The 23,054-nt window shown below is 63.4% G+C and carries 18 protein-coding genes; 11 read left to right on the top strand and 7 right to left on the bottom strand.

Features of this window, described 5'->3' with window-relative positions; translation table 11 throughout:
- Positions 1 to 13: 13 nt before the first annotated feature.
- The 3 genes from RN346_RS00630 (at position 14) to RN346_RS00620 (ending at position 3,457) form a co-directional block, all read left to right on the top strand.
- A complete protein-coding gene (locus RN346_RS00630; RefSeq protein ID WP_311961821.1) occupies positions 14 to 1,495 on the top strand; it encodes a uroporphyrinogen-III C-methyltransferase in 1,482 nt (493 codons plus the stop codon).
- On the top strand, positions 1,492 to 2,751 hold the full coding sequence (locus RN346_RS00625) for a heme biosynthesis HemY N-terminal domain-containing protein (RefSeq protein ID WP_311961820.1): 1,260 nt from the start codon (positions 1,492 to 1,494) through the stop codon (positions 2,749 to 2,751). Before RN346_RS00630 ends, RN346_RS00625 begins: the two co-directional genes overlap by 4 nt.
- 301 nt (positions 2,752 to 3,052) lie before the next feature.
- Positions 3,053 to 3,457, top strand: coding sequence for a hypothetical protein (locus RN346_RS00620; protein WP_311961819.1), 405 nt, complete (start codon positions 3,053 to 3,055; stop codon positions 3,455 to 3,457).
- Positions 3,458 to 3,610: 153 nt separating this feature from the next.
- Here the strand turns inward: RN346_RS00620 and RN346_RS00615 are convergent, their stop codons facing one another.
- From RN346_RS00615 to mscL, 4 genes are all read right to left on the bottom strand, one after another.
- Complete coding sequence (locus RN346_RS00615; protein WP_311961818.1) at positions 3,611 to 4,924, bottom strand: cytochrome c; 1,314 nt, start codon at positions 4,922 to 4,924, stop codon at positions 3,611 to 3,613.
- An 11-nt stretch (positions 4,925 to 4,935) separates the two neighbouring features.
- Positions 4,936 to 6,708 carry a GMC family oxidoreductase gene (locus RN346_RS00610; protein ID WP_263585541.1) on the bottom strand — a complete coding sequence of 591 codons (1,773 nt, stop codon included), beginning with the start codon at positions 6,706 to 6,708 and terminating at the stop codon, positions 4,936 to 4,938.
- Between the two features lie 2 nt (positions 6,709 to 6,710).
- The gene (locus RN346_RS00605) at positions 6,711 to 7,415 is read right to left on the bottom strand and encodes a gluconate 2-dehydrogenase subunit 3 family protein (protein WP_263585542.1); all 705 of its coding nucleotides are present in this window, start codon (positions 7,413 to 7,415) and stop codon (positions 6,711 to 6,713) included.
- A gap of 281 nt (positions 7,416 to 7,696) precedes the next feature.
- Positions 7,697 to 8,194: a large conductance mechanosensitive channel protein MscL gene (gene mscL, locus RN346_RS00600; protein ID WP_263585543.1), complete on the bottom strand. Its 498-nt coding sequence runs from the start codon at positions 8,192 to 8,194 to the stop codon at positions 7,697 to 7,699.
- A 343-nt stretch (positions 8,195 to 8,537) separates the two neighbouring features.
- Between mscL and RN346_RS00595 the strand changes: the two genes are divergently transcribed.
- The 7 genes from RN346_RS00595 (at position 8,538) to RN346_RS00565 (ending at position 17,789) form a co-directional block, all read left to right on the top strand.
- Positions 8,538 to 9,677 carry a GlxA family transcriptional regulator gene (locus RN346_RS00595; protein WP_263585544.1) on the top strand — a complete coding sequence of 380 codons (1,140 nt, stop codon included), beginning with the start codon at positions 8,538 to 8,540 and terminating at the stop codon, positions 9,675 to 9,677.
- A 255-nt stretch (positions 9,678 to 9,932) separates the two neighbouring features.
- Positions 9,933 to 10,910 carry a dipeptidase gene (locus tag RN346_RS00590; protein WP_263585545.1) on the top strand — a complete coding sequence of 326 codons (978 nt, stop codon included), beginning with the start codon at positions 9,933 to 9,935 and terminating at the stop codon, positions 10,908 to 10,910.
- Between the two features lie 90 nt (positions 10,911 to 11,000).
- Entirely contained in the window at positions 11,001 to 11,534 is a 534-nt protein-coding gene (locus RN346_RS00585; protein WP_252108110.1) for a 4-vinyl reductase, read from the top strand.
- Between the two features lie 11 nt (positions 11,535 to 11,545).
- Positions 11,546 to 13,618, top strand: a complete 2,073-nt coding sequence (gene dgcA, locus RN346_RS00580) for a dimethylglycine demethylation protein DgcA (RefSeq protein WP_311961817.1) — start codon at positions 11,546 to 11,548, stop codon at positions 13,616 to 13,618.
- A gap of 82 nt (positions 13,619 to 13,700) precedes the next feature.
- On the top strand, positions 13,701 to 15,713 hold the full coding sequence (locus tag RN346_RS00575; RefSeq protein WP_311961816.1) for a (Fe-S)-binding protein: 2,013 nt from the start codon (positions 13,701 to 13,703) through the stop codon (positions 15,711 to 15,713).
- Positions 15,710 to 16,990, top strand: coding sequence for an electron transfer flavoprotein subunit alpha/FixB family protein (locus tag RN346_RS00570; RefSeq protein ID WP_311961815.1), 1,281 nt, complete (start codon positions 15,710 to 15,712; stop codon positions 16,988 to 16,990). Before RN346_RS00575 ends, RN346_RS00570 begins: the two co-directional genes overlap by 4 nt.
- Positions 16,980 to 17,789 (top strand): electron transfer flavoprotein subunit beta, encoded by an 810-nt coding sequence (locus tag RN346_RS00565; protein ID WP_311961814.1) that lies wholly within the window; start codon positions 16,980 to 16,982, stop codon positions 17,787 to 17,789. Before RN346_RS00570 ends, RN346_RS00565 begins: the two co-directional genes overlap by 11 nt.
- Positions 17,790 to 18,047: 258 nt before the next feature.
- Here the strand turns inward: RN346_RS00565 and RN346_RS00560 are convergent, their stop codons facing one another.
- The 3 genes from RN346_RS00560 to RN346_RS00550 all read right to left on the bottom strand — a co-directional run bounded on the left by RN346_RS00560 (position 18,048) and on the right by RN346_RS00550 (position 22,551).
- Positions 18,048 to 18,935: a DMT family transporter gene (locus tag RN346_RS00560; protein ID WP_311961813.1), complete on the bottom strand. Its 888-nt coding sequence runs from the start codon at positions 18,933 to 18,935 to the stop codon at positions 18,048 to 18,050.
- A gap of 89 nt (positions 18,936 to 19,024) precedes the next feature.
- Positions 19,025 to 20,773, bottom strand: a complete 1,749-nt coding sequence (locus RN346_RS00555; RefSeq protein WP_263585552.1) for a sodium:solute symporter — start codon at positions 20,771 to 20,773, stop codon at positions 19,025 to 19,027.
- Between the two features lie 200 nt (positions 20,774 to 20,973).
- On the bottom strand, positions 20,974 to 22,551 hold the full coding sequence (locus RN346_RS00550) for a BCCT family transporter (RefSeq protein WP_263585553.1): 1,578 nt from the start codon (positions 22,549 to 22,551) through the stop codon (positions 20,974 to 20,976).
- 216 nt (positions 22,552 to 22,767) lie between these two features.
- Here RN346_RS00550 and RN346_RS00545 point away from each other — a divergent pair, with 216 nt between their 5' ends.
- A complete protein-coding gene (locus RN346_RS00545; RefSeq protein ID WP_311959300.1) occupies positions 22,768 to 23,001 on the top strand; it encodes a hypothetical protein in 234 nt (77 codons plus the stop codon).
- The last annotated feature ends 53 nt before the right edge of the window (positions 23,002 to 23,054 follow it).

Genomic DNA, 23,054 nt, shown 5'->3' with positions numbered 1-23,054 from the left:
GGGCTAACGACAGATGAGCAAACAACCATTTGATCAACAGGGCGACAACAAGACGCCTGATGATGCCGCCTCCCGCCAAGGCGCAAGCGACACGCCCCCGAGCGATGCGACATCGAGCGTTTCGCCTTCGACCCCGGCGGCGGATAAAAACGCCGAGGCGTACGCGGCGAAAAACAGCCGCTCACGCCGGCGTAACAAGGGCGGCAGTCAGAGTCAGCCGGCCAAAACCGACGCCAGCGCTAACGCCAGTACGACGACCGGTACCCACGCCAGTACCCGTGCTAATACGAGCACTAGCGCTGACAGCACCAGCCCAAGCCCGGACAAGGCGCCCGCTGGCGCCGCGAGCGCATCGAACAAGCCCGCCCCCTCCAATAGCAAGCCCAGCGCCACGACGCCGCCGCCCAAAACGCCTGCCTCCAGCACCCCAACCCCGCCGTCCGGCGGTGGTAAAAGCGGTGGCAAGGGCGGTGCGGTCGCGATCGTGCTGGTCGTGATCGTCGCTCTGATACTCGGCGTGATCGCCTGGCAGCTTTGGCAGCGCACGGACGCCCAGCAGGCGCGCATCGACGAGCTCGCCCAGCAAACCCAGTCAAGCGCCACCCAGCAGAGCCTCGACGAGCTTCAGTCGCGCATCGAAAGCGGCGAGAGCGAGCGTAACGAGACGCTCGACAGCACCGTGAGCGAGCTGCGAGGCGAGCTCGAAAGCGTTCAGGCGCGCGTCGACGAAACCGTGTCTGACGTGCTCGATCAGCTCTCCCAGGCCCAGGACACCGACGAGCGCGACTGGCTTCACGCCGAGGCCGCCTATCTTCTGCGCCTGGCCAACCAGCGCCTGCAGCTCGAAGGCGACGTCGAAGGCGCTTCTGCCCTTTTGCGCACTGCCGACGCTCGCCTGGTCGATGCCGATAACCCGGCGCTGACGCCGATACGCCGCGAGATCGCCAATGAGCTTGCCGCTCTTGACGCCGTACCGCGGGTCGACCGCACCGGCATTTACCTGGCGCTGAACGCTCAGCAGGAGCAGATTGCCGGGCTTCGCCTGTCCCAGGAGATCGAAGAGCGGGCGATCAGCGAAGGCATGGAGCAGCCGCCGAGCGGCTCCTTCGAGCGCCAACTGGCGAAATTCGGCGCCGAGCTTCGCGATCTCGTCGTGGTGCGCCATCACGACGAGGCGCTGGAAGCGCTGATCACCCCGGAGCAGGAGTCTTACCTGCGTCAAAGCCTGCGCCTGATCCTCGAACAGGCCCAGCTTGCCCTGCTTCGAGAAGAGCAGCCGCTGTTCGAGGCGAGCCTCGACAAGGCGCTGGATCTGCTCGAGCGCTACTACGACACCGAGCGCGACGAGACCCAGAGCGTGATCGCGCGTCTTGAAGAGATCAAGCAAAATCAGGTCGAGCCGGAGCTTCCCGATATCAGCGGTTCGCAGCAGGCCATGGCCGATTTCATCGACAACCGCTTTCAGGCGCGCCGCCAGGGCGGAGGTGACGAATGAGAAAGCTGCTGCTGTTAATCGTCGCCGGCCTTGCCGTCGGCGCCCTGTTCGGCCACCTGATGATGTCGGTGCCGGGCTACTGGCTGATTCGCGTCGGCGACACCTCCGTGCAGACCTCGTTCTGGTTCGGTTTGCTGCTGCTGCTGGCCGCCTTCATCGTAGTGCACTTCGCGCTGCGCCTTCTTTCCGGCATCGTTCGCCCGGTGGGCCGCTATCGCACCTGGAACGCCCGGGCACGCAATCGCCGCGCCATGAAGCGCACGGTGCGCGGGCTGGTCGCGCTGACCGAGGGCCGCTTCAAGCGCGCCGAGCGCACGCTGGCGGGCGCGGCGGACGACTCCAGCACGCCGATGGTCAACTACCTTTCGGCGGCGCTGGCGGCTCACTACCAGGGCCACCACGAGCGTTCTCAGGAGCACCTGAACCAGGCCCAGCTCACAACCGATGGCGCCGACACCGCCGTAGGCCTGATGCAGGCGCAGCTGATGATCGATCGTCAGCAGCCCGAAGAGGCGCTGGCGATTCTCAACCGTCTTGACCAGAAGCTGCCCAACCACCCGCAGGTGCTGAAGCTCTTGAAGCAGGTCTATCTCAGCGTCAGCGACTGGGAGGGGCTTCGCCATCTAGTCCCGCGGCTGGTGGCCAAAAAGCTGATCACCCAGCAGGAGCGCGAGCAGCTCGAGTTCAAGGCTTACCGCGAGCTGATTCTGTTCGAAGCCGCCAACCCGGCCAATATCGAGCGGGTGCGCGGGCTGTGGGCGGACATGCCGGACTATCTACGCGGCAACACCGAGCTGATCGTGCTTTACGTCGAGGCGCTGTTGCAGGCGAATGAAGAGGCGATCGCCGAGCGGCTTTTGAGCCAGTCGCTGGACACTCACTGGGACGCGCGGCTAGTCAAGCGCTTCGGGCTTTTGGGCGTCGACGCGGCGCGCCAGCTCGCCCGCGCCGAAAAATGGCTGCAGGAGCGCCCCAACGACCCGGAACTGCTGCTGGCCTGCGGGCGCCTATCGCTGCGTACCGGCCAATGGGAGAAAGCGCTCGAGTATTTCGAGGCCAGCCAGCGCCAGCGCCCGAGCGGCGAAGTGTGCGCCGAGCTTGCGCGCCTTTACGCAAGCCTTGGCGAGCATAACAAGAGCCAGCTCTACTACCGCCAAAGCGTGGAGATGATGGCCCAGTCGCTGCCCTCCCTGCCTCAACCTAGCGATGCAAACGACAGCGACGGCCCACAAAAAGGTGGAAAAAAACGCCGCTGACCTATTGCCTTGCGAGTTTCACCTGATGAATGGGCGCCCTTGGGCGCCCTTCTCTTTTCTACGACTTTGGTCTAAATCGACGGCGTTCGATGTTTTTCGCGCCATATCATCTCAATACTTTACATAAATATTCGGATGTACAGCATTTGTCGCAAATATATTTAAACAAATCGAATGGTCTAGCGAATTTTAAGCGCTTTTTTTACTAATTTTTCGATACTAAGATAGTTGCATGGTTTGAGGCGCTCTCGCCCAACAAGCCCTAAAAAAACATTCAAATCGACTAATCAGGTACGCCACCATGAAAAAACTGACCACCACCGCCGCTATCGCCCTCGCCCTCGTTTCCGGTTCTGCCTTCGCCGCAATTGACAGCGCCGATCAACCGAACAGCTCGAGCGTTTCACAGATCGAGTCGCGCAACGCCTCCGTCGAGCAGGTCATCGCCAAGAACAGCGGCGTGGGTCTGCCGGTCACCAGCGCCGACTCTCACATCGCCAACACCCACAACGCGATCTCGCTTGACCAGCTGCACGCCCGCAACGGCGCAACCGGTGAGCAGACCATCAACGCCGATCTGGACGCCACTGGTACTGCCAGCGTCAAACAGAGCCACAACGCTGCGCTGACCAAGGATCTGCTGCAGGCGCGTAACGGTGCCACTGGCGAGCAGACCATCAATGCCGACACTCAACGTACCCTGTAAGCACGGTTTTTAAAGACTGTTTTTAAAGACTGCCTTCAGGTACAAAAAACCCCACTGATCGGTGGGGTTTTGCGTTGATCAGGGTGCCCCACGGGGCACCCTTTTTCATGGCTTACTTTTCATGACTTTCTTTTCACGACTTGGGAAAACCGGTCAGTCGTCGATGACCGGCGCGCTGGTCACGCGGTCTTCCGGCAGCTCGTCGCGCACCTCCGCTACGGCGCTGGCGCTCACCGCTCCCGCGTCGTTGCCCCAGGCCCCGCGCACGAAGGTGGCAAGCTCGGCCACCTCGTCGTCGGACAGGCGCCAGGCGAAGTCCGGCATGGCCAGCGCTTCCGGGCGCTGCTCCGTGGAGGGCAGCCGGGCTCCGGCGAGGATCACCCGGATCATGCCGGTCGGGTCGTCGGCGTTGACCATCGAGCTTCCCGACAGGCTCGGGAACACCTGGGCGGCGCCGCGGCCGTTGGAGAAGTGGCAGGCGTTGCAGTTATCCAGATAGAGCCGCGCGCCCAGATCGTTTTCCACGTCCGCCCGCGTGAGCATGGCATCGGTTTCGTCGACCTGCGCGTCGGTGATCAGAGGGCGGTCGCCGTGACTTCCCAGTCCGTTCAGGTAGGCGGCGATCGCCTGCAAATCGCTCTCGTTGAGATGCGAGGTGCTGTGCGCCACCACCGACGTCATCTCGCCGGCCACGGCGCTTTCGTCGTTACGCCCGGTGGCGAGGTAATCGACGATCGCCTGATCGTCCCAGCGCTCGATGGCGCTGCCGCCGTCGCCGCTGCCGCGCAGGCTCGGCGCGTACCAGCCCTCCAGCACCTCGCCGGCAAGGAACGCGTCGTCGCTATCATCCAGCGCCTTCTCCTGGAAGAAGAGCCCGCGCTCGGTGTGGCAACTGCCGCAGTGGCCAAGCCCCTGAACCAGATAGGCGCCGCGGTTCTGCTCGTCGCTGCGCTCGGGGTCCGGTGAGAACGTCTCATCGTTGGTAAACAGCCAGTCCCAAAGCCCGATGCCCCAGCGCTGGTTGAACGGAAAGCTCAGGTCCGTGCGCTCAGGGGTATGCTCGACCGGCGCCACGCCTTCCATGAAGTAGGCGTAGAGCGCGTCGATATCCTCATCGGTGATCAGCGAATAGGAGGGGTACGGCATGGCCGGATAAAGGTGCTTGCCATCGGCGCGCTCGCCCTGCCTGAGGGCGGCGGCGAACTCGTCGCGGCTATAGTTGCCGATGCCGGTTTCCGGGTCTGGGGTGATGTTGGTCGAGTAAATGGCGCCAAAGGGGCTCTCCACGCCCAAACCGCCGGCGAAGGGCTCACCGCCGGGGGCGGTATGACACGCCACGCAGTCGCCGGCGCGCGCCAGATATTCGCCGCGGCTGATCACGTCGTCATCGAACGCGAGGCTTGCGGTGGTGACGCTCAAAAGGCCAACGCCGACCAGCCCCTGGCGCCATTTTACGGTGTGCTTCATGGTCGCTCTCCTTAGGCTTGAACCAGCGGGCCGGGGTTGGGCAGGTACTGCTCGCGGATTGCCTTCGCCGACCAGTAGGTCAGTGCACCGACCAGCCCCGTCGGGTTGTACTGCAGGTTCTGCGGAAAGGCGCTGGCGCCCATCACGAACACGTTGTGTACGTCCCAGCTCTGCAGGTAGCGGTTGAGCGCGCTGGATGAGGGATCGGTGCCCATGATCGCTCCGCCCACGTTGTGCGTGGTCTGGTAGGGGCGAACGTCGTAGCGCGTATCGAAGTCCTTGAAGGAGAGCCGATAGTCGTCCGGGCCCAGCGCCTTTGAAAGCGTATCGATCTTCTGTTTCATGAACTGGGTCATGCGCACATCGTTGGCCTTCCAGTCGAAGGTCATGCGCATCAACGGCCGGCCGTGATCGTCGGTATAGTTGGGGTCGAGATCCAGGTAGCAGTCGCGGTAGGCCATGTTGCTGCCGTGGGAGCCAATCGACATGACGTGGCCGTAGGTCTCCTGCACCGCCTGCTTCCACCCTTCGCCCCAGCTTGGCGCGCCGGCACGCAGCGGCATGTTGCGAATCGGCTGGCCGTTAGTCATCGCGGCGTTGATGTAGGAGCCGCCGATGAAGCCTTCCTGAGCGAAGTCGATCTGCTCGACGCCGAAGTCGTTGATCACCTCGCCGTTGCCACCGGCACCGATGAAGGGGTTGAACTCCTTGTCGCGGAAATAGAGCGAAGAGCCGCCGTTCATCTGATAGGCGTAGTTCTTGCCGACTACGCCGTCGCCGGTTTCCGGGTTGTAGGGCGTGCCGATACCGGACACCAGCATCAGGTGCACGTTGTGCAGCGAGTACGCGCCCAGTATCACCAGATCCGCCGGCTGGAAGACCTCGTTGCCTTCCGGGTCGATATAGGTCACGCCGGTGGCGCGCTCTTTGTTGCTGTCGAGCTCCACGCGCAGCACTTCGCTCTGGGTGCGGTAGGAGAAATTCTCGCGGCGCTTGAGCGCGCCCAGAATGCAGGTCTGCGGCGAGGACTTGGAGTAGTTCAAGCAGCCGTAGCGCTCGCAGAAACCGCAGAAGTTACACGGGCCGAGCTGCATACCGTAAGGGTTGGTGTAGGCAACAGAGGCATTGGCGGCGGGCAGCGGGAAGGGATGATAGCCTTCGCTTCGTGCGACATCGGCGAACAGCGTATCGTTATAGGTCCGCGCCAGCGGCGGCATGGGGTACTCGTCGGAGCGCCAGCCTTCGAACGGGTTGCCTCCCGCCTGAATCTCGCCGTTCAGGTTGCCCGCCTTGCCGGAGATACCCGCCACTTTCTCGAAGAAGTCGAAAAAGGGCTCGAGCTCATCGTAGCTGACGCCGTAGTCCTGAATCGTCATTTCATCGGGAATGATGTCAGCGCCGAAGTTCTCCTCGACGTAGCTTTTCAGGCGCAATTCCTGGGGCTGGGGCCGCCAGGTGTGGCCGTTCCAGTGGGTGCCGGCGCCGCCGACGCCGTCACCGGGCAGAAACGAGCCCAACTGACGATAAGGCACCGCCATGTCGCCCACGTTGTGGCGCACGGTCAGCGTGCTTTTCGCCGGGCGCTGCATCAGCTTGTAGCGCACCCCGTAAGTGAGCTCGTCGGCCATTTTCGGGTAGGCGAAATCCGGTACCGTGTCGCGGTCTTCGCCGCGCTCGAGCGCCAGCACGTTCAAGCCTGCGTCGGTCAATTCCATGCCCATGATCGCACTGGTCCAGCCAAAGCCGACCAGCACGACGTCTACGGGTGATTCTGTACGTGCCATGCTTATCCCCTCTCGCCGTTAAGGCTGACCGGCCCCAGCGGGTACTCGACGTTGTGCTGGTCCACCCATTCGCGATACGACGCGCGTGCCCCGGGGAAACCGATGAACTTCCAGGACGCCATGTGTTTGTTGCCGCCGTGGATGGGGTCGGCAAAATAGCCTTCCTTGGTGTTTTGCAGCAGCATGTCGAAAAAGTAGCTGCCCCGCATCGACGCCATCTCGATCTCGCCGTCCTGGAGCTGGGTCAGAACCTGGTCGCGGGCGGCGTCATCGAGCGCGGCGAATGCGGCGTCGTGGCGGTCCTGGCAGAAGTCGTTCACCGCCGCGATCCCTTCGCGATACATCTCACGCGGGGTCAGCGGGATCTGATGGCCAAAGAGCGCCGGCACGTCATCGGGGAAGGGCCCCTTCATGTACCAGTCGGCGGCGTGGCCGAAGCCCCCTTCCATCTGGCGGTCGATGAAGATCGGTACGTTGGTATCGAGCGCGCCGGGGCCGGGGCCTTGACCTGGAATCAAGCGATCGCAGGCGGCGATGATGAAATCCCATTCGGCGGCCTCGAAAAAGGCGGGTTGGTAATCGGTTAGCTGCTGCGGGGGCTCATCGGCAAAAGCGGTCAGCGATACGCCGCTGCCGATGGTGACGGCGGGGATCCCCGTCAGCGCTCCCTTCATGAACCGACGTCGCGATGCGTCTTTTAGGCTCACGGTCTCTCCTTGCTCATTGCGTCGTGGGTCAGCGGTATTCTGGTTCTTTTAATAGCCCCATTTTAATATAGATCTTGCTAATTAGCTTATTAACCAAGTCGTGATTGCCCTGCGCCCGCCCGCCCAAACGGGTGCTTTGAACGTAAAACGCCCGGCTGGCACCGGGCGAACAATGGATTACAACTTTAGTCTAATACCGAAAAATACTACCGAACATGTGGCAGGGCGTTACGGGCCAGCCGTCTCGCACTGATGGGCATAATCATTCAATCCACCCTTTTTTATGGCGCCATCGACTCCGGGGCGGGGCTTTCATCAGGCGCTTTCAACGAGGAGGTGCAGTGCCCACAGCGGCTCGCCTTGATCGGTACGGTCATGAAGCAGTAGGGGCAGGACTTCTCCACCGGGCTTTTGGGCGCTTCGACCTCTTCGCGCTTGAGCCGGTTGATGGTGCGCACCAGCATGAAGACCACGAAGGCGACGATGGTGAAGCTGATCACCGCGTTGAGAAACAGCCCGATGTTGAGCGTCACCGCCCCCGCCTGCTGAGCGGCGCTTAACGTAAGATACGGCCCGGCCACCGCGCCTTCGCGCAGCACGATAAAGATATTGGAGAAGTCGATGCCGCCGACCAGCAAACCAATGATCGGATTCATGATATCCGCCACCAGCCGCTGAACGATGAGCGTAAACGCGCCACCGATGATGATCCCCACCGCCATATCGATCACGTTGCCTTTAACGGCGAACTCGCGAAACTCCTTGAAAAATCCCGACATTTCAGCACTCCCTTTTTTGATGACTTATGAGCATATAACTTTTCGAGCCTAAAACCTGCAGGCTCAATAACTTACGAAAGCGACATGCGGTGTTCAAAATACGTTGCATTTTTTCTGCAAGTGCGAGAAAACCTTATTTTTACGCTTTCAAAGCGACACCGAGCGTTTCATTTACGACAGCTCGCGCATCGTATACAAGATTGCTTTGTCAGTATAAGTGGCATTCGTGCCACTATGCAGATTGGTGGCTTAAACGCTCATTCGGGGAGCATAACAACACGCCAGTAACCCATACCTATAACAAGAAAAACTCCAGACGTTTCGGTGATAGAGGTACCAGACCATGACATCCGATCAAATCACATCCTGCGCCCCCGCAGGTCGCCCCAGAGCACCGCAAACACTGGGTTTTCTGCTGTTGGACAACTTTACCCTGATCTCTTTGGCCTCGGCGATCGAACCCTTGCGCATGGCCAACCAGTTGGCCGGCCGCGAACTCTATCGCTGGTATACGCTGACTCAGGACGGCGCCTCGGTACGCGCAAGCGATGGCCTCAACGTGACGCCGGACGCCGCCATGCAGGCGCCGCTCGCCTTCGACTGGGTCATCGTTTGCGGCGGCGTTGCCCCTCAGCATAGTGTCAGCCGCGAGCATATCCACTGGCTGCAGACCCAGGCGCGTCAGTTAAAGCATTTGGGGGCGATCTGCACCGGCAGCTGGGCGCTGGCCAAGGCGGGCCTTCTCGATCACTACGAAACCAGTATCCACTGGGAGTGTCTGGCCTCTGTTCAGGAAGCCTTCCCGAAAATCGTGCTCACCACCAAGCTCTTCTCCATCGACCGCGACCGTTTCACCGCCTCCGGCGGCACCGCGCCGCTCGACATGATGCTCAACCTGATCGCCCACGACCACGGCAAGGCGCTCTCGGCGGGCATTTCGGAGATGTTCATCTACGAGCACATGCGCAACGAACAGGACCAGCAGCGCGTGCCGCTCAAGCACGTGCTCGGCACTACCCAGCCCAAGCTTCTGGATATCGTGGCGCTGATGGAGTCCAACCTCGAGGAGCCCCTGGAGCTCAACGAGCTGGCAAGCTACGTCGACGTGTCCAGGCGTCAGCTCGAGCGGCTTTTCCAGCGCTACCTGCACTGCTCGCCGTCGCGCTACTACTTGAAGCTTAGACTGGTGCGCGCGCGCCAGCTTCTGAAACAAACGTCGCTTTCGATCATCGAGATCGCCTCGGTCTGCGGCTTCGTCTCGACGCCCCACTTCTCCAAGTGCTACCGCGAGTGCTTTGGCATTCCGCCCAGAGACGAGCGCCTGGGCTCGCAGTCGCGCCAGACGCCGCAGATCAAGAACGCGCCTCTGATGCAGCACTGGGGCGTGGAACCTGCCGGGAGCGAGCCTACCTCGAGCGCGCTTCTGGCGCTGGCCTACGCCCAGGGCGAACCGACGTTTGCCAGCGTGCCGCTTGTGAACTGATCCACCCCGAAAACTTTTAAAACTTCGCAAGAGCGGCCCGCGCGGCCGCTTTTTTGTGCGCGCCCGTTGGCTTGGAGCCGCGCGGTTTCCTTCTGGCGACAGCACGCCATACCGTTTAATCGCCCACTTTGCTACGCGCGCGACGCGCTCATGACGCAGCGTGACGCTTTTGGAATTTTCGTCGTCGTTTCCAGGAGCAGCGCGACCCCGGCCCAGCGCTATGCTCCCCGTCATGGACAACCCTGGAGCCTCGTTATGACCCCTTCTGAATTGCACCAAGACGCCATCGTCATCGACGGTCTGATCATCGCCAAATGGAACCGCGAGCTGCTGGAAGACATGCGCCGTGGCGGCCTGACCGCGGCCAACTGTACCGTCTCGGTGTGGGAAGGGTTCAAGGCCACCGTCGATAACATCGTCGCCTCCAACAAGCTGATGGACGAGTGCAGCGACCTGGTTCGCCCGGTGCGCACCACGCGCGACATCACCCGCGCCAAGGAAGAGGGCAAGACCGGCATCATCTATGGCTTCCAGAACGCCCACGCGTTCGAGGACCAGATCGGCTACGTTGAAGTGTTCAAGCAGCTCGGCGTGGGCATCGTACAGATGTGCTACAACACCCAGAACCTGGTGGGTACCGGCTGCTACGAGCGTGACGGCGGGCTATCGGGCTTTGGCCGCGAGATCGTCGCCGAGATGAACCGCGTGGGCATGCTGTGCGATCTTTCCCACGTCGGCGCGAAAACCTCCGAGGAAGTCATTCTCGAATCCAAAAAGCCGGTGTGCTACTCCCACTGCCTGCCGTCGGGCCTCAAGGAGCACCCGCGCAACAAGTCCGACGAAGAGCTCAAGTTCATCGCCGACCACGGCGGCTTCGTCGGCGTGACCATGTTCACCCCGTTCTTGAAGAAAGGTGTCGACTCCACCATCGACGACTACTGCGAGGCGATCGAGTACATCATGAACATCGTCGGCGAAGACGCCATCGGCATCGGCACCGACTTCACCCAGGGCCACGACCAGAACTTCTTCGAGTGGCTGACCCACGACAAGGGCTACGCCCGCCGCCTGACCAACTTCGGCAAGATCATCAACCCGGAAGGCATCCGCACCATCGGCGAGTTCCCCAACCTGACCGAGGCGCTCTTGAAGCGTGGCCTGAGCGAGTCCCAGGTGCGCAAGATCATGGGCGAGAACTGGGTGCGCACGCTGAAGGACGTGTGGGGCGAGTAACGATTTCAAACGGGGCGAGTCGATTCAAAAAAGCGCCGCCCCCATGACCCTCTCTTGTTTGAACAAGTACAAGTTTTAAGGATGACCACCGTGACCAAGACAGCCCCTGAACTTCCGATCGACGTCGACAGCGAAACCGGTATCTGGACGACCGACGCCCTGCCGATGCTGTACGTGCCGCGCCACTTCTTCGTCAACAACCACATGGCCGTCGAAGAGGCGCTGGGTGCGGAGAAATATGCCGAGATCCTCTATCACGCCGGCTACAAGAGCGCCTGGCACTGGTGCGAAAAAGAGGCCGAACTGCACGGCCTGGAAGGCGTTGACGTCTTCGAGCACTACATGAAGCGCCTTTCCCAGCGCGGCTGGGGGCTTTTCAAGACCGAAGAGATCGACCTGGACGCCGGCACCGCTCGCGTGCGCCTGGAACACAGCGCCTTCGTTTATCAAATGGGCAAGGTCAACCGCAAGATCGAGTACATGTTCACCGGCTGGTTCGCCGGCGCCATGGATCAGATTCTGGCGGCGCGGGGAAGCGACCTTCGTACGGTCGCCGAGCAGACGCAAAGCGGCGCCGAGGAAGGCTGTGACCACGGCCTGTTTGTTGTAACGCCCAAGCACTGAGGGTCGACGTCATGGCATTCGATGCACTGTTCAAGCCGATTCAGATCGGCAAGCACACTATCCGTAACCGCGTGGTCAGTACCGCTCACGCCGAGGTGCACGCCACCGACGGCGGCATGACCACCGAGCGTTACGTCAAGTATTACGAAGAGAAGGCCAAGGGCGGCTGCGGGCTATGTATCTGCGGCGGCTCGTCGATCGTCTCGATCGATAGCCCCCAGGGCTGGTGGAGCTCGGTCAACCTCTCCACTGACCGCATCATTCCGCACTTCCAGAATCTGGCGGATGCCGTGCACAAGCACGGCGGCAAGATCATGATCCAGATCACCCACATGGGCCGGCGCTCGCGCTGGGATGGCTTCGACTGGTCGACGCTGGTCTCGCCGTCCGGCATCCGCGAGCCGGTGCACCGCTCGACCTGCAAGACCATCGAGGAAGAGGAGATCTGGCGCATCGTCGGCGATTTCGCCCAGGCCGCGCGCCGGGCGAAGGAAGGCGGTCTCGACGGCGTCGAGCTCTCCGCGGTGCACCAGCACCTGATCGACCAGTTCTGGAGCCCGCGGGTCAACAAGCGCACCGACGAATGGGGCGGCACGTTTGAAAACCGCATGCGCTTTGGCATGGAAGTACTCAAGGCGGTACGCGCCGAGGTCGGCGAAGACTTCACGGTCGGCATGCGCATCACCGGCGACGAGTTCCACCCGGACGGCCTCGACCACGAGGAAATGAAGCGCATCGCGGCGTACTACGACGCCACCGGCAAGGTCGACTTCTTCGGCGTCGTCGGCTCGGGCTGCGATACTCACAACACGCTTGCCAACGTCATTCCCAACATGTCCTACCCGCCGGAGCCGTTTTTGCACCTGGCGTCGGGCATCAAGGAAGTGGTCAGCGTGCCGGTCATCCACGCTCAGAACATCAAGGACCCCAACCAGGCCCAGCGAATTCTGGAAGGCGGCTACGTCGACATGGTCGGCATGACCCGCGCCCACATTGCCGACCCGCACATCATCGCCAAGATCAAGAACGACCAGGTCGACCAGATCAAGCAGTGCGTCGGCGCGAACTACTGCATCGACCGCCAGTACCAGGGCCTGGACGTCCTCTGCATTCAGAACGCCGCGACGTCGCGGGAGTACATGGGCCTTCCGCACATCATCGAAAAAACCGAAGGCCCCGTGCGTAAGGTCGTGGTGGTCGGCGGCGGCCCTGCCGGCATGGAAGCGGCGCGCGTGTGCGCCGAGCGCGGCCACGACGTGACGCTGTTCGAAGCGAAAGAGCAGATCGGCGGGCAAATCACCATCGCCTCCAAAGCGCCGCAGCGCGATCAGATCGCCGGTATCACTCGCTGGTACCAGCTCGAACTCAACCGGCTCGGGGTCGATCAGCGCCTGGGCACCAGGGCGGACGAAGCCACCATCAAGGATCTGCGCCCGGACGTGGTGCTGCTGGCCACCGGCGGCCAGCCGTTTCTCTCCCAGGTACCGGAGTGGGGCTATGACGCGGACAGTGGCAAGAGCCTCGTGGTCAGCACCTGGGACATCCTCGAAGGCCGCGTCGAGCCTGGCAAGAACGTGCTGATCTTCGACACCATCTGCGAGTTTTCCGGCGTCTCCGCGGCGGACTACCTGGCCGACAAGGGCTGCAAGGTCGAGATCGTCACCGACGACATCAAGCCGGGCGCGGCGGTAGGCGGCACCACCTTCCCCACCTACTACAGAAGTCTGTACGAGAAAGAGGTCATCATGACCTCGGATCTCGCCCTGCATAAGGTGTATCGCGAAGGCGACTCTCTGGTCGCGGTGCTCGAAAACGAGTACACCGGGGCTTTAGAGGAGCGCGTGGTCGACCAGGTCGTGGTCGAAAACGGCGTGCGTCCGGACGAGGCGCTCTACTACGCGCTCAAGCACCAGTCGCGTAACAAGGGCCAGACCGACATCGAAGCGCTCTACGCGATCAAACCCCAACCCAGCCTCTCGCAAAGCGGCGACGGCTTCGCGCTGTTCCGCCTGGGGGATTGCACCGCGCCACGCAACACGCATGCAGCCATTTATGACGCGCTGCGGCTGTGCAAGGACTTCTGACACAATAACGCTGTAAGCCGACCACCGCGGGCCCTTGGGCCCGCGGTGTAGTCCTTACGGTGTCTCTGAGAGGAGAGACGCCATGCTCGATACCCTGTTACCCATCCTGCTGTTTTCTGCGCTGGCGCTTGCCGCCATCGGCGCGGTTCGCCGCGTTCGTTTATGGCGCCAGGGGCGGCCCTCTTCCGTGCCCGTACTCAAGGGCCTGATGCAGGTGCCCAGACGCTACCTGGTCGACCTGCACCACGTCGTCGAGCGCGACAAGTACATCTCCCATACCCACGTCGCCACCGCCGGCGGCTTCGTGCTGGCCGCTTTGCTGGCCATTATCGTCCACGGCTTTGGCCTGGACAGCGCGATTCTTGCCTGGGTGCTGCTGGCCGCCACCACCAGCATGTTCATTGGCAGCATTCTGGTCGCCAAACGCAGAAGCCCGCCGCCGTCACGGCTATCGAAAGGGCCGTGGATGCGCCTGCCGAAAAGCCTGATGGCGTTCTCGATCGGCATGTTCGTGGTCACGCTGCCCACCGCCGGTATTCTGCCGGAAGGCGTGTTCCAGGAAGGCCTTGGCTGGATCGCAGCGCTCGTGCTCGCGGCCATCATCGTCTGGGGTCTGGGCGAGATGTTCTTCGGCATGACCTGGGGCGGGCCGATGAAGCACGCCTTCGCCGGCGCCCTGCACCTGGCGTACCACCGCCGCCCGGAGCGCTTTTCCGATAAAACCGGCGGCGAGCACCGCTCCACCGGCCTGAAAGCGCTGCATTTGGGCGACGATAACGCCAAGCTCGGCGTCGAGAAGCCCGCAGACTTCACATGGAACCAGCTTTTGGGCTTCGACGCCTGCGTGCAGTGCGGGCGCTGCGAGGCGATGTGCCCGGCCTTTGCCGCCGGCCAGCCGCTCAACCCGAAAAAGCTGATTCAGGACATGGTCGTCGGCATGGCCGGCGGCAGCGACGCCCACTATTACGGCTCGCCCTACCCCGGCAAGCCGGTCGGCGAGCATAAAGGCGACCCGCACGGGCCGATCGTTGCCCGCCAGGGCACCGCGCTGGTGGACCCGGAAACGCTCTGGTCCTGCACCACGTGCCGCGCCTGCGTGGAAGAATGCCCGATGATGATCGAGCACGTCGACGCCATCGTCGATATGCGCCGCTTTTTGACCCTGGAGCACGGCAATACGCCCAACAAGGGCGCCGAGGTGCTCGATAACCTGATCGCCACGGACAATCCCGGCGGTTTCGATCCCGGCTCGCGCCTGCACTGGGCGGCGGATCTGAACCTGCCGCTGATGGCGGACAAGAAGGAAGCCGATGTGCTGTTGTGGCTCGGCGACGGCGTGTTCGACATGCGCAACCAGCGCACCCTGCGCGCCTTCATCAGCGTACTGCGGGCCGCCAATGTTGACTTCGCCGTGCTGGGCAACGAGGAGCGCGACAGCGGCGACGTCGCGCGCCGCTTGGGCGATGAGGCCACCTTCCAGACACTGGCCCGCCGCAACATTCAGACCATGAGCCGCTACCGCTTTGATCGCATCGTGACCTGCGACCCGCACAGCTTCCACGTGTTGAAAAACGAGTACGGCGAGCTGGGCACGGCGGATACCCCGGCGGATTATCACGTGCAGCACCACAGCACGTTCATCAGCGAACTGGTCAGCGCCAACAAGCTCAGCTTCAAGGCGTGGAAAGGTGGCAGCGTTACCTACCACGACCCGTGCTATCTGGGCCGCTACAACGGCGAGTACGAGGCGCCGCGCGACGTGCTCAAGGCACTCGGCATCGAGATCAAGGAAATGGCTCGCTCCGGCTACCGCTCGCGCTGCTGCGGCGGCGGCGGCGGCGCGCCGATCACCGATATTCCCGGCAAGCAGCGAATTCCTGACATGCGCATGGAAGACGTGCGCGAAACCGGCGCGGACCTGGTCGCCGTGGGCTGCCCGCAGTGTACCGCCATGCTCGAAGGCGTGGTGGAGCCGCGCGCCGGCATCAAGGATATCGCCGAGCTGGTCGCCGACGCACTGATCATCGACACCACCGCCGAGAAAGCGGCGCCGGCCCAAGCCGCCCCCGCCCCTGCGCTGGAGGAAACCTCATGAGCGACATTCTGCGCCGCGACCCCCGCAAGGAGTGGATCGCCCGTAATCGTCTGCATCCGCAGCACTTGAGCGTGATGGCCGAACTCGGCGGCGGTGCCAAAGCCACCGAGTGGATGGGCCCCAACGGCGTGATGCGCCGCGACCCGCGCGCGGTTGGCTTCATCGGCCCCAACGGCATACGCCGCATCGATAGAAGCGGCGCCCAGCAGGCCGCTCAGGCCCCGGCGCACAGCGCCGCGGCCAAGGATACCCGCCAGAACGTCACCATCGACGCCCCGGCCTTTATCGTGGCCGTGGTGCCGGACATGGCCGGCGGGCGCCTGTCGGCCCATGACCGTGATCTGCTGGGCCTGGCCCGTCAGCTCGCCGACGCCGACCCGGCAAGCCCGGGGGCGGTACTCGCCGTGGTGTTTGGCGAGCACAAGGAGAGCGCCTTCGGGGAGGCCGGCATCGACCGACTGCTGCATCTGGGCGGCGAGCGCTTCTCGGGCTATCTGCCGGAGCTCAAGGTAGCCACGCTTCAAAGCGTGGAGCGCGAGCTGGCCCCGCGCTTTTGGCTCTTGCCCGACTCCGCCCTGGGCGGCGGCGAGCTTGGCCGGCGCCTGGCCGCCAGGCTGGGCGAGCGCCCTGCCGCGCAGGTGTGGCAGGTCGAGGCCAATAACGATAGCGCGACCGGCTGGCGGGCCACCGCCCGCGCCGGCGCTGGACGCCACGACGTTCACCGCGAGCTGCCCCGGGTCGTGCTGGCACTGGCTGAGTGCGCCGACCCGGTCAGCGAGACCCGCCACGCCTGTGATCCCGTCGCGCTTGGCCAGGGGCTTCCCGACGTGCTCGGGCGCATTGAGGATCTCGGCGAAGTCGCCGTGGATCCGGCCAGCGTCTCGCTTGCCGAAGCCGAGTTCATTCTCTCCGCCGGCAACGGCGTCAAGGATTGGGACGGCTACCACCACGCCGCCGACGTGCTCGGCGCGACCAAAGGGGCCTCGCGCGTGGCGGTAGACGATGGCTACATGCCCCGCGACCGTCAGGTCGGCGCCACCGGCACCTGGGTCTCCGCCCGGGTTTACGTGGCGGTGGGCATTTCCGGCGCCATCCAGCACCTTCAGGGCATTCAAAGCTGCGACAAGGTCGTCGCCGTTAACCTCGACGAAGGCTGTGACATGGCCAAACGTGCCGACCTGACCGTGATTGGCGACGCAAGCGCGGTGCTCGCCGCGCTGGTCGCGCGGGTCGAGCAGTACCGCGCCGAGCAACAGGAGAACCGCGATGCCGCCTAACGCCCCCGCCCAACGAGGCGCGTCACTCAATGTGGCCGTACTGGTGTCGATCGGCCGCCATCCGTTGACCGCCCGCGCCCGGCGCGCCGACCAGGACGCCCGCGCGGTGGAAATGGCGCTCTCCCTGGAGAACGCGTCTGTGCGCCTTCTGCACGCCGGCCAACACGAAAGCGAGCAGGAAGAGGCCCTGCGCGGCTATCTCGGTATGGGTATCGACCATATCGGGCTGATCGAGCAGGACGAGCACGCCGACGTGATCCCGGCGCTCACCCAGGCGCTTCGCGACGATGCCCCGCAGCTGATTCTGACCGGTAGCCGCGCGGAAACCGGCGAGGCCTCGGGGCTTCTGCCCTACCAGTTGGCCGAAGCGCTGGGCTGGCCGATCATCACAAGCCTGGCCGCGGTCGAGAAGGTCGAGCAGGGCACGGCGGTGGTGCTTCAGGCGCTGCCCCGCGGCAAGCGTCGGCGCCTGCGCATTCGCCTGCCGGCGATCGCCACGATCGACACCAGCGCCCCGGCGGCGCGTCAAAGCGCTTTCGGCCCGGCCCGGCGCGGCGAGCTGAGCTTGAGCGAGGCGCAAAGCGAAATGGACGAAACGCTCGCCGGTTGGCAGTTCCATCCGGCGCGCAAGCGCCCGAAACGCCTCAAGATCGTCAAATCCTCTTCGGCGCGGGACCGCTTCAAGGCCGCCGCCGCCAAGGCGGACGGCGGCGGCGGGCAGACGCTAACGGACGTCACCCCGGAGCAGGGCGCCGAGGCGATCTTCAAACTGTTGAAAGAGGAAGGCGTGCTGCGCTAGTTGCGCATCCGCACCTATCCAACACGAATCGCCCACCCCAGCGACGCGTTGCGCCGCGTCGCTGGCTAAAGCCTGCTCCTACGGAAGATGAATCACACTGCACGAATGGCCACGGGGTTTCGTAGGAGCCCGATTCATCGGGCGATGGCGCCGACAGGCGCCCCGGATGAGGCCGCCGTGCAGCTTTGCGCCGCGTCACGGGCCAAGGCACCCTGTTACAAGATCAAACCGCGTTCGTTGAACAACGATTCGAGGGGCTTATTTTACGGCCACCCCCGGATGTAACCTCAGCCTCTGACGCTCGCGCCGTAAGCCAATACCGGCGTGTATCACCAGCACCGTAATTACCACCACCCCGCCGGCAAGCGTCGAGGCGGTGGGCTCTTCACCCAGCAGCCACCACACCCAGAGCGTACCCAGCGCGGTTTCCACCAGATAAAACAGCGCCACCTCGGTCGAGGGCAGATAGCGCGTGGCGCTGTTGATCAACACGGTCGCCAGCGGCATCTGAACGAGCCCCATCAGCGCCAGCACGCCAAACTGCGGCGCCTCCAGGGCAAACGGCGAGGCCATCGGCCAGGCAATCGCCGAGGACAGAAGCCCACCGCCGGCGATCACGGTGATCGTGTCGATACCGGGGTAGCGGCGCAGCACCGTGAGATTGCCGCCGATCGCAAGCGCCGCGGCCAGCGCGAAGAGGTTGCCCAAAAGCATCCCCGCCGCCCCCTCGCCCAGAAACACCAGCCCCATGCCCAACATGCACAGCGCGATGGCGATCAGCGTGCGAAGCGCTACTCGCTCGCCGAGAAACACGCGCGAGAAAATCGCGGCGAACAGCGGCGCGGTGCTCAAAATCACCACTACGTTGGCCACGCTTGCGTTCATCACCGCCAACACGAACAGCGCCGAGATCAGGCCCAACAGCGTAGCCGAGACCAGCGAGGCCACCGGATGCACGCGCAGCGTCGAGAGTTTTCGGCGCGCCAAACAGAGTGCGCCCAGCACGCAGAACATCAGAAAACCGCGCCAGAACACGATGGTGAAGCCGTCGGTCGCGGCCAGGCGAATCAACAGCCCGTCGAAGCTCAAAAAAACGACGCCCAGAATGACGATCATCAGGCCGCGCTGGTAGGTACTGGTCTGCATGACACCGCCTCCGGATCAAAAAACGAACCGCCCGCCAAAAGGCGAGCGGTCGCTGAGAACGTTATGACAAGGCGCGGACGCCTCGACGGCTAGCGGCCCTGGGACAGCGCCATGCGCGCCGCGCGCCCCCGGCCTTTCGGGCGCACCAGCCAGAAGCCGACGCCGCCGGCCAGCAATAACATGGCGCCGCAGCCAATGGCCAGACCAAAAGCGCCCTGCACTGCCCCGGCGCTCAGGCCGAACTGCGCGGCGAAGCCGTCGAGGGTCACCGCGTACTGGCGCCACAGGAACACGCCGATGGCCACCCCGGAGAGCATGGTGCACAGCGCAATCAAGCGTGTGCCGGAGACCCAGCCGCTGACGCTTTGTGCGTCGAACGTGTGCAGGAACGCCCGGTACTCGCGCTCGGCCGGGCTTACGCGGGTCATCCGGGAGGCGATGGCGATAGCAATGAGTGCCATCAGCGTGCTGAGAAGCACCGGGTGCAGATAGACCGGAAGCGAGAGCCATTCGGCCTGCACCATCAGCGAGATGATGACATTACCGACAAAGCCCACCGCCAGACCCCAGCCGGCGCCGGCGGCGGTAATGCGCGTGCTCCAGATGCTCAGAAGCGCTACCGGCCCCCAGGAGGAGGCGAAGAGCGTGGCGGCGAACCACACCACCGACATCACCGCCGGCGGCTGAAACAGCGCCAGAATCAGCGCGATCAGGCCGGCGGCGAGCACGGCCAAGCGGCTTTTGCGCATCGCCGAGGCCTCGTCTTTGGAGGCGGCCAGAATGTCGTTGGAGATGCTGAAGCCGATGATCGACAGAAACGTCGAGCACGACGAGAGCCCGGCGGCGAACACGCCGGTCAAAATCACCACGCCAAGCCAGGTCGGCAGAATATTGAGCGCCACCCAGATCATCGAGCGCTCCGGGTCGAGGCTCGTGTCGTAAAGATTGATCGCCGCACCGGTCACCATCATCAGCGCGTAGAACACGGCCAGCGCCACCGCGGTCAGCATCGCCGAGCGCATCACCACGTGCTCGTTGCGCGCCATCAGGTAGCGGCTCGACTGCCAAGGGCTCGCCGCCAGCACCGCCGCCCACACAAGGCCCAGCGTCAGACCCCAGGCCAGCGCTTCGCCGGGCGAGGAGAACGTGGCGTCCGGCCCTTCCAGCACGCCGTGCCACAGCGCGATGCCGGGCTTGTCGGTCTGGGTCAAAAGCCCCTCGACCACGCCGCTCCAGCCGCCCAGGTCATTGATGACGTAGAGCGAGCCGCCGAGGGCGGCCAGCGAGAAGATCACGAACATGATGGTGTCGGTGAGCATGACGCCGGGCGAGCCGGAGTAAAGGATGAAGCCGGTGTAGGTCGCCCATACCAGCACCAGCCCCACCCAGTAGGGCATGCCGGTGAGCTCGGCAAACATGATGCCCGCGCCCTGCATCACGCCCAACAGATACGCACCCAGGCCGATGATGGTGGTCAGCCCCGCAATCACCTGCACCTTGCGCGAGGCAAAGCGCTTGCCGAAAAATTCCGGCACCGTGTTGGCGCCGCTGCGGCGCAAATAGCGCCCGAACACCAGCGCCCCCAATAGGCACCCTGAGGTGCTGACCGCGGCAAAGATCAGCATCACGAACGGATAGCCCTGGTAGGCAAAGCCGGTTTCACCGAGAAAGGCGCTGGTGCTGAGATAGCTTGCCACCAGCGTGCCCAGAATGAAGAAGGTCGGCGCGTTGCGCCCGGCGACCAGATAGTCGTCCAGGCCCTTGACGCGCCGGCCGGCCAGATGGCCGATGACGAAGTAGCCGATCAGGCTCAGCAGTATCGCGACGGTGTAGATCATGAGTGCAGCCGTTGAGTTGTTGATATTTGAGTTGTTGAGATTGTTGAGGCGCAGACAGCGCCTGCGCATTCCCTGTCTGCATGATGCAGCGCTTTATAAGCCGCCTCTTAGCTAACCGCGCCAGCGGATGCCGAAATTACGACACTCGATAACGCCAAAAGGCGCCGAGAAGGCGCCTTTTGGCTCACACTGTCCCGCTGCTATCCCGCCATGCGCGGCACGGCGTTCAACTCCCGCCACTCCTTCTGTAGCCCCATGAACAGGCTTGCGCACATTAGCAAGAGCACCAGCGTAAAGGGCAGGCCCGTGGCCACGGCGCCGGCCTGCAGCGCGGTCAGCGCGGTGCTGCCGCCACCGTAAAGCAGCACGCCGGCGATCACGCCTTCGAGCGCGGCCCAGAACACCCGCTGGCCTTTCGGCGCGTCGGTCTTACCGCCGGCGGTGATGCTGTCGATCACGAGCGACCCCGAGTCCGACGAGGTGATGAAGAACACCAGCACCAGCACGATGGCGAGTGTCGAGGTGATCGACGTCAGCGGCAGCTGCTCGAGCATGTGGAACATGGCAAGCGAAACATCAGAGATACCATTGGAAAGCTCGCCGATACCGTTTTCCGCCTGGAACAAGGCCGTTCCGCCGAAGGCGCTCATCCACACCAGCGTGACCAGCGTCGGCACCAGCAGCACTGCGACCAGAAACTCGCGCACCGTGCGGCCTTTCGATACCCGTGCGATGAACATGCCCACGAACGGTGACCAGGAGATCCACCAAGCCCAGTAAAAGATGGTCCAGCCGTGGTACCAGGTGTCGTCGTCGCGGCCAACCCAGTTCGACAGCGGCAGCAGGTGGCTGGCGTAGTCGACCGCCGTGGTGCCGATGCCGGTCAGGATCGCCAGCGTCGGGCCGGCAGCGATCACGAAGATCAGCAGAATGGCGGCGATCACCATGTTGATGTTCGAAAAGAGCTTCACCCCGCCGTCGAGCCCGCGCCAGACCGAAATCAGCGCGATCACCGTGACCACCACGATGATCGCGAGCTGCGTGCCGATGGTGTTGGGCGTGTCGAACAGGTATGCCATGCCGCTGGCCGCCTGGGTGGCGCCGAAGCCAAGCGACGTCGCCAGGCCGAAGATGGTCGCCAGCACCGCGAGGATATCGATGACGTGCCCTGCCCAGCCGCGGGTACGCTCGCCCAGAATCGGGTAGAACGCCGAGCGCAGCGTCAGCGGCAGCCCTCGGTTATAGGCGAAAAACGCCAGCGACAGCCCGACCACGGCGTAGATCGCCCAGGGATGCAGCCCCCAGTGGAACATGGTCGCGCCCATCGCCGCGCTCGCGCCTTCCGGCGTGTTGGCGGGCGTATTCAGCGGCGTGCCGTACCAGTCGGTGTAGTAGGCCACCGGCTCCGCCACGCTCCAGAACATCAGCCCGATACCCATGCCAGCGGCGAACAGCATCGCAAACCAGGAGGTGCGCGAGTACTCGGGCTTGGCCTCCTGACCGCCGAGGCGAATGCGCCCCAGCGGTAAAAAGATCAGCATCAAGCAGAAGATGACGAAGACGTTGCCCGCGATCATGAACAGCCAGTCGAAGTGCTCGATCGACCAGTTCTTGGCAAGCCCCAGCTGAGCATTGGCCGCGTCGGGATAGACCAGCGCGTAGAGAATGAACAGCAAAATGGCGAGTGCGGAGAGGGGAAAGACGGGGTTATGAAAATCCAACCCCATGACCTGCTTGTTGTCCTGGCCGGGCGCCAGAACAGGTTCCTCGTGGTTCATAGGTTGTCCTCAGGTTTTAATCTTTATTATTTGACGCGGTGCGCCATCGCCGGACACGGCTTGTAAATTCTTGAGCGAGACGGCCCCGTTTGATTGCCCAAAACCGACCTCGACGTAGCTAAAGCCGCGTTCGACAGCCGCTGCGGCGCGCTATTTTGCGTACACTAAGCGACCGACCCGCGCCCCTTCGCGGTTCCTCACAAAAGGAGTGCAGCCATGATGATTGTCGATTTGGTCGATGGGGATGATTTTCGCGCGCGCCTCATTGCGCTGGGGATCGACCTTCCCGCTAACGCCGACCCGGACGAAAGCGCGCGGCTGGCCGCCAGTGCGCACAAGGCCGTGCCCGTCGACGGGCTCCCGGCGCTCGTCGACGAGCTCACACGCCGCCAGGACATCGTGCTGCCCGCGGTGCGAGAGGCCATCGAGCGCCACCTGGCACATCTTTAGACGCGCCGTTTGTAGACGCGCCGTTTGTGCCCATTGAAGGCAAAAAAACGGGC

It is taken from the genome of Halomonas sp. PAMB 3232 (assembly GCF_031954225.1).
GTDB lineage: Bacteria > Pseudomonadota > Gammaproteobacteria > Pseudomonadales > Halomonadaceae > Vreelandella.
The sequence above is the reverse complement of the archived record's forward strand: the minus strand, read 5'-3'. Positions and strand labels throughout refer to the sequence as shown.

Bases quoted from the DNA above. Each gene is read 5' to 3' on its own strand.
- RN346_RS00560 (WP_311961813.1), bottom strand. From the start codon at position 18,935: ATGCAGACCAGTACCTACCAGCGCGGCCTGATGATCGTCATTCTGGGC.
- RN346_RS00565 (WP_311961814.1), top strand. From the start codon at position 16,980: ATGCCGCCTAACGCCCCCGCCCAACGAGGCGCGTCACTCAATGTGGCC.
- RN346_RS00550 (WP_263585553.1), bottom strand. From the start codon at position 22,551: ATGAACCACGAGGAACCTGTTCTGGCGCCCGGCCAGGACAACAAGCAG.
- RN346_RS00590 (WP_263585545.1), top strand. From the start codon at position 9,933: ATGACCCCTTCTGAATTGCACCAAGACGCCATCGTCATCGACGGTCTG.
- RN346_RS00620 (WP_311961819.1), top strand. From the start codon at position 3,053: ATGAAAAAACTGACCACCACCGCCGCTATCGCCCTCGCCCTCGTTTCC.
- RN346_RS00575 (WP_311961816.1), top strand. From the start codon at position 13,701: ATGCTCGATACCCTGTTACCCATCCTGCTGTTTTCTGCGCTGGCGCTT.
- RN346_RS00570 (WP_311961815.1), top strand. From the start codon at position 15,710: ATGAGCGACATTCTGCGCCGCGACCCCCGCAAGGAGTGGATCGCCCGT.
- RN346_RS00595 (WP_263585544.1), top strand. From the start codon at position 8,538: ATGACATCCGATCAAATCACATCCTGCGCCCCCGCAGGTCGCCCCAGA.
- mscL (WP_263585543.1), bottom strand. From the start codon at position 8,194: ATGTCGGGATTTTTCAAGGAGTTTCGCGAGTTCGCCGTTAAAGGCAAC.
- RN346_RS00555 (WP_263585552.1), bottom strand. From the start codon at position 20,773: ATGATCTACACCGTCGCGATACTGCTGAGCCTGATCGGCTACTTCGTC.
- RN346_RS00630 (WP_311961821.1), top strand. From the start codon at position 14: ATGAGCAAACAACCATTTGATCAACAGGGCGACAACAAGACGCCTGAT.
- RN346_RS00610 (WP_263585541.1), bottom strand. From the start codon at position 6,708: ATGGCACGTACAGAATCACCCGTAGACGTCGTGCTGGTCGGCTTTGGC.
- RN346_RS00615 (WP_311961818.1), bottom strand. From the start codon at position 4,924: ATGAAGCACACCGTAAAATGGCGCCAGGGGCTGGTCGGCGTTGGCCTT.
- RN346_RS00625 (WP_311961820.1), top strand. From the start codon at position 1,492: ATGAGAAAGCTGCTGCTGTTAATCGTCGCCGGCCTTGCCGTCGGCGCC.
- RN346_RS00545 (WP_311959300.1), top strand. From the start codon at position 22,768: ATGATGATTGTCGATTTGGTCGATGGGGATGATTTTCGCGCGCGCCTC.
- dgcA (WP_311961817.1), top strand. From the start codon at position 11,546: ATGGCATTCGATGCACTGTTCAAGCCGATTCAGATCGGCAAGCACACT.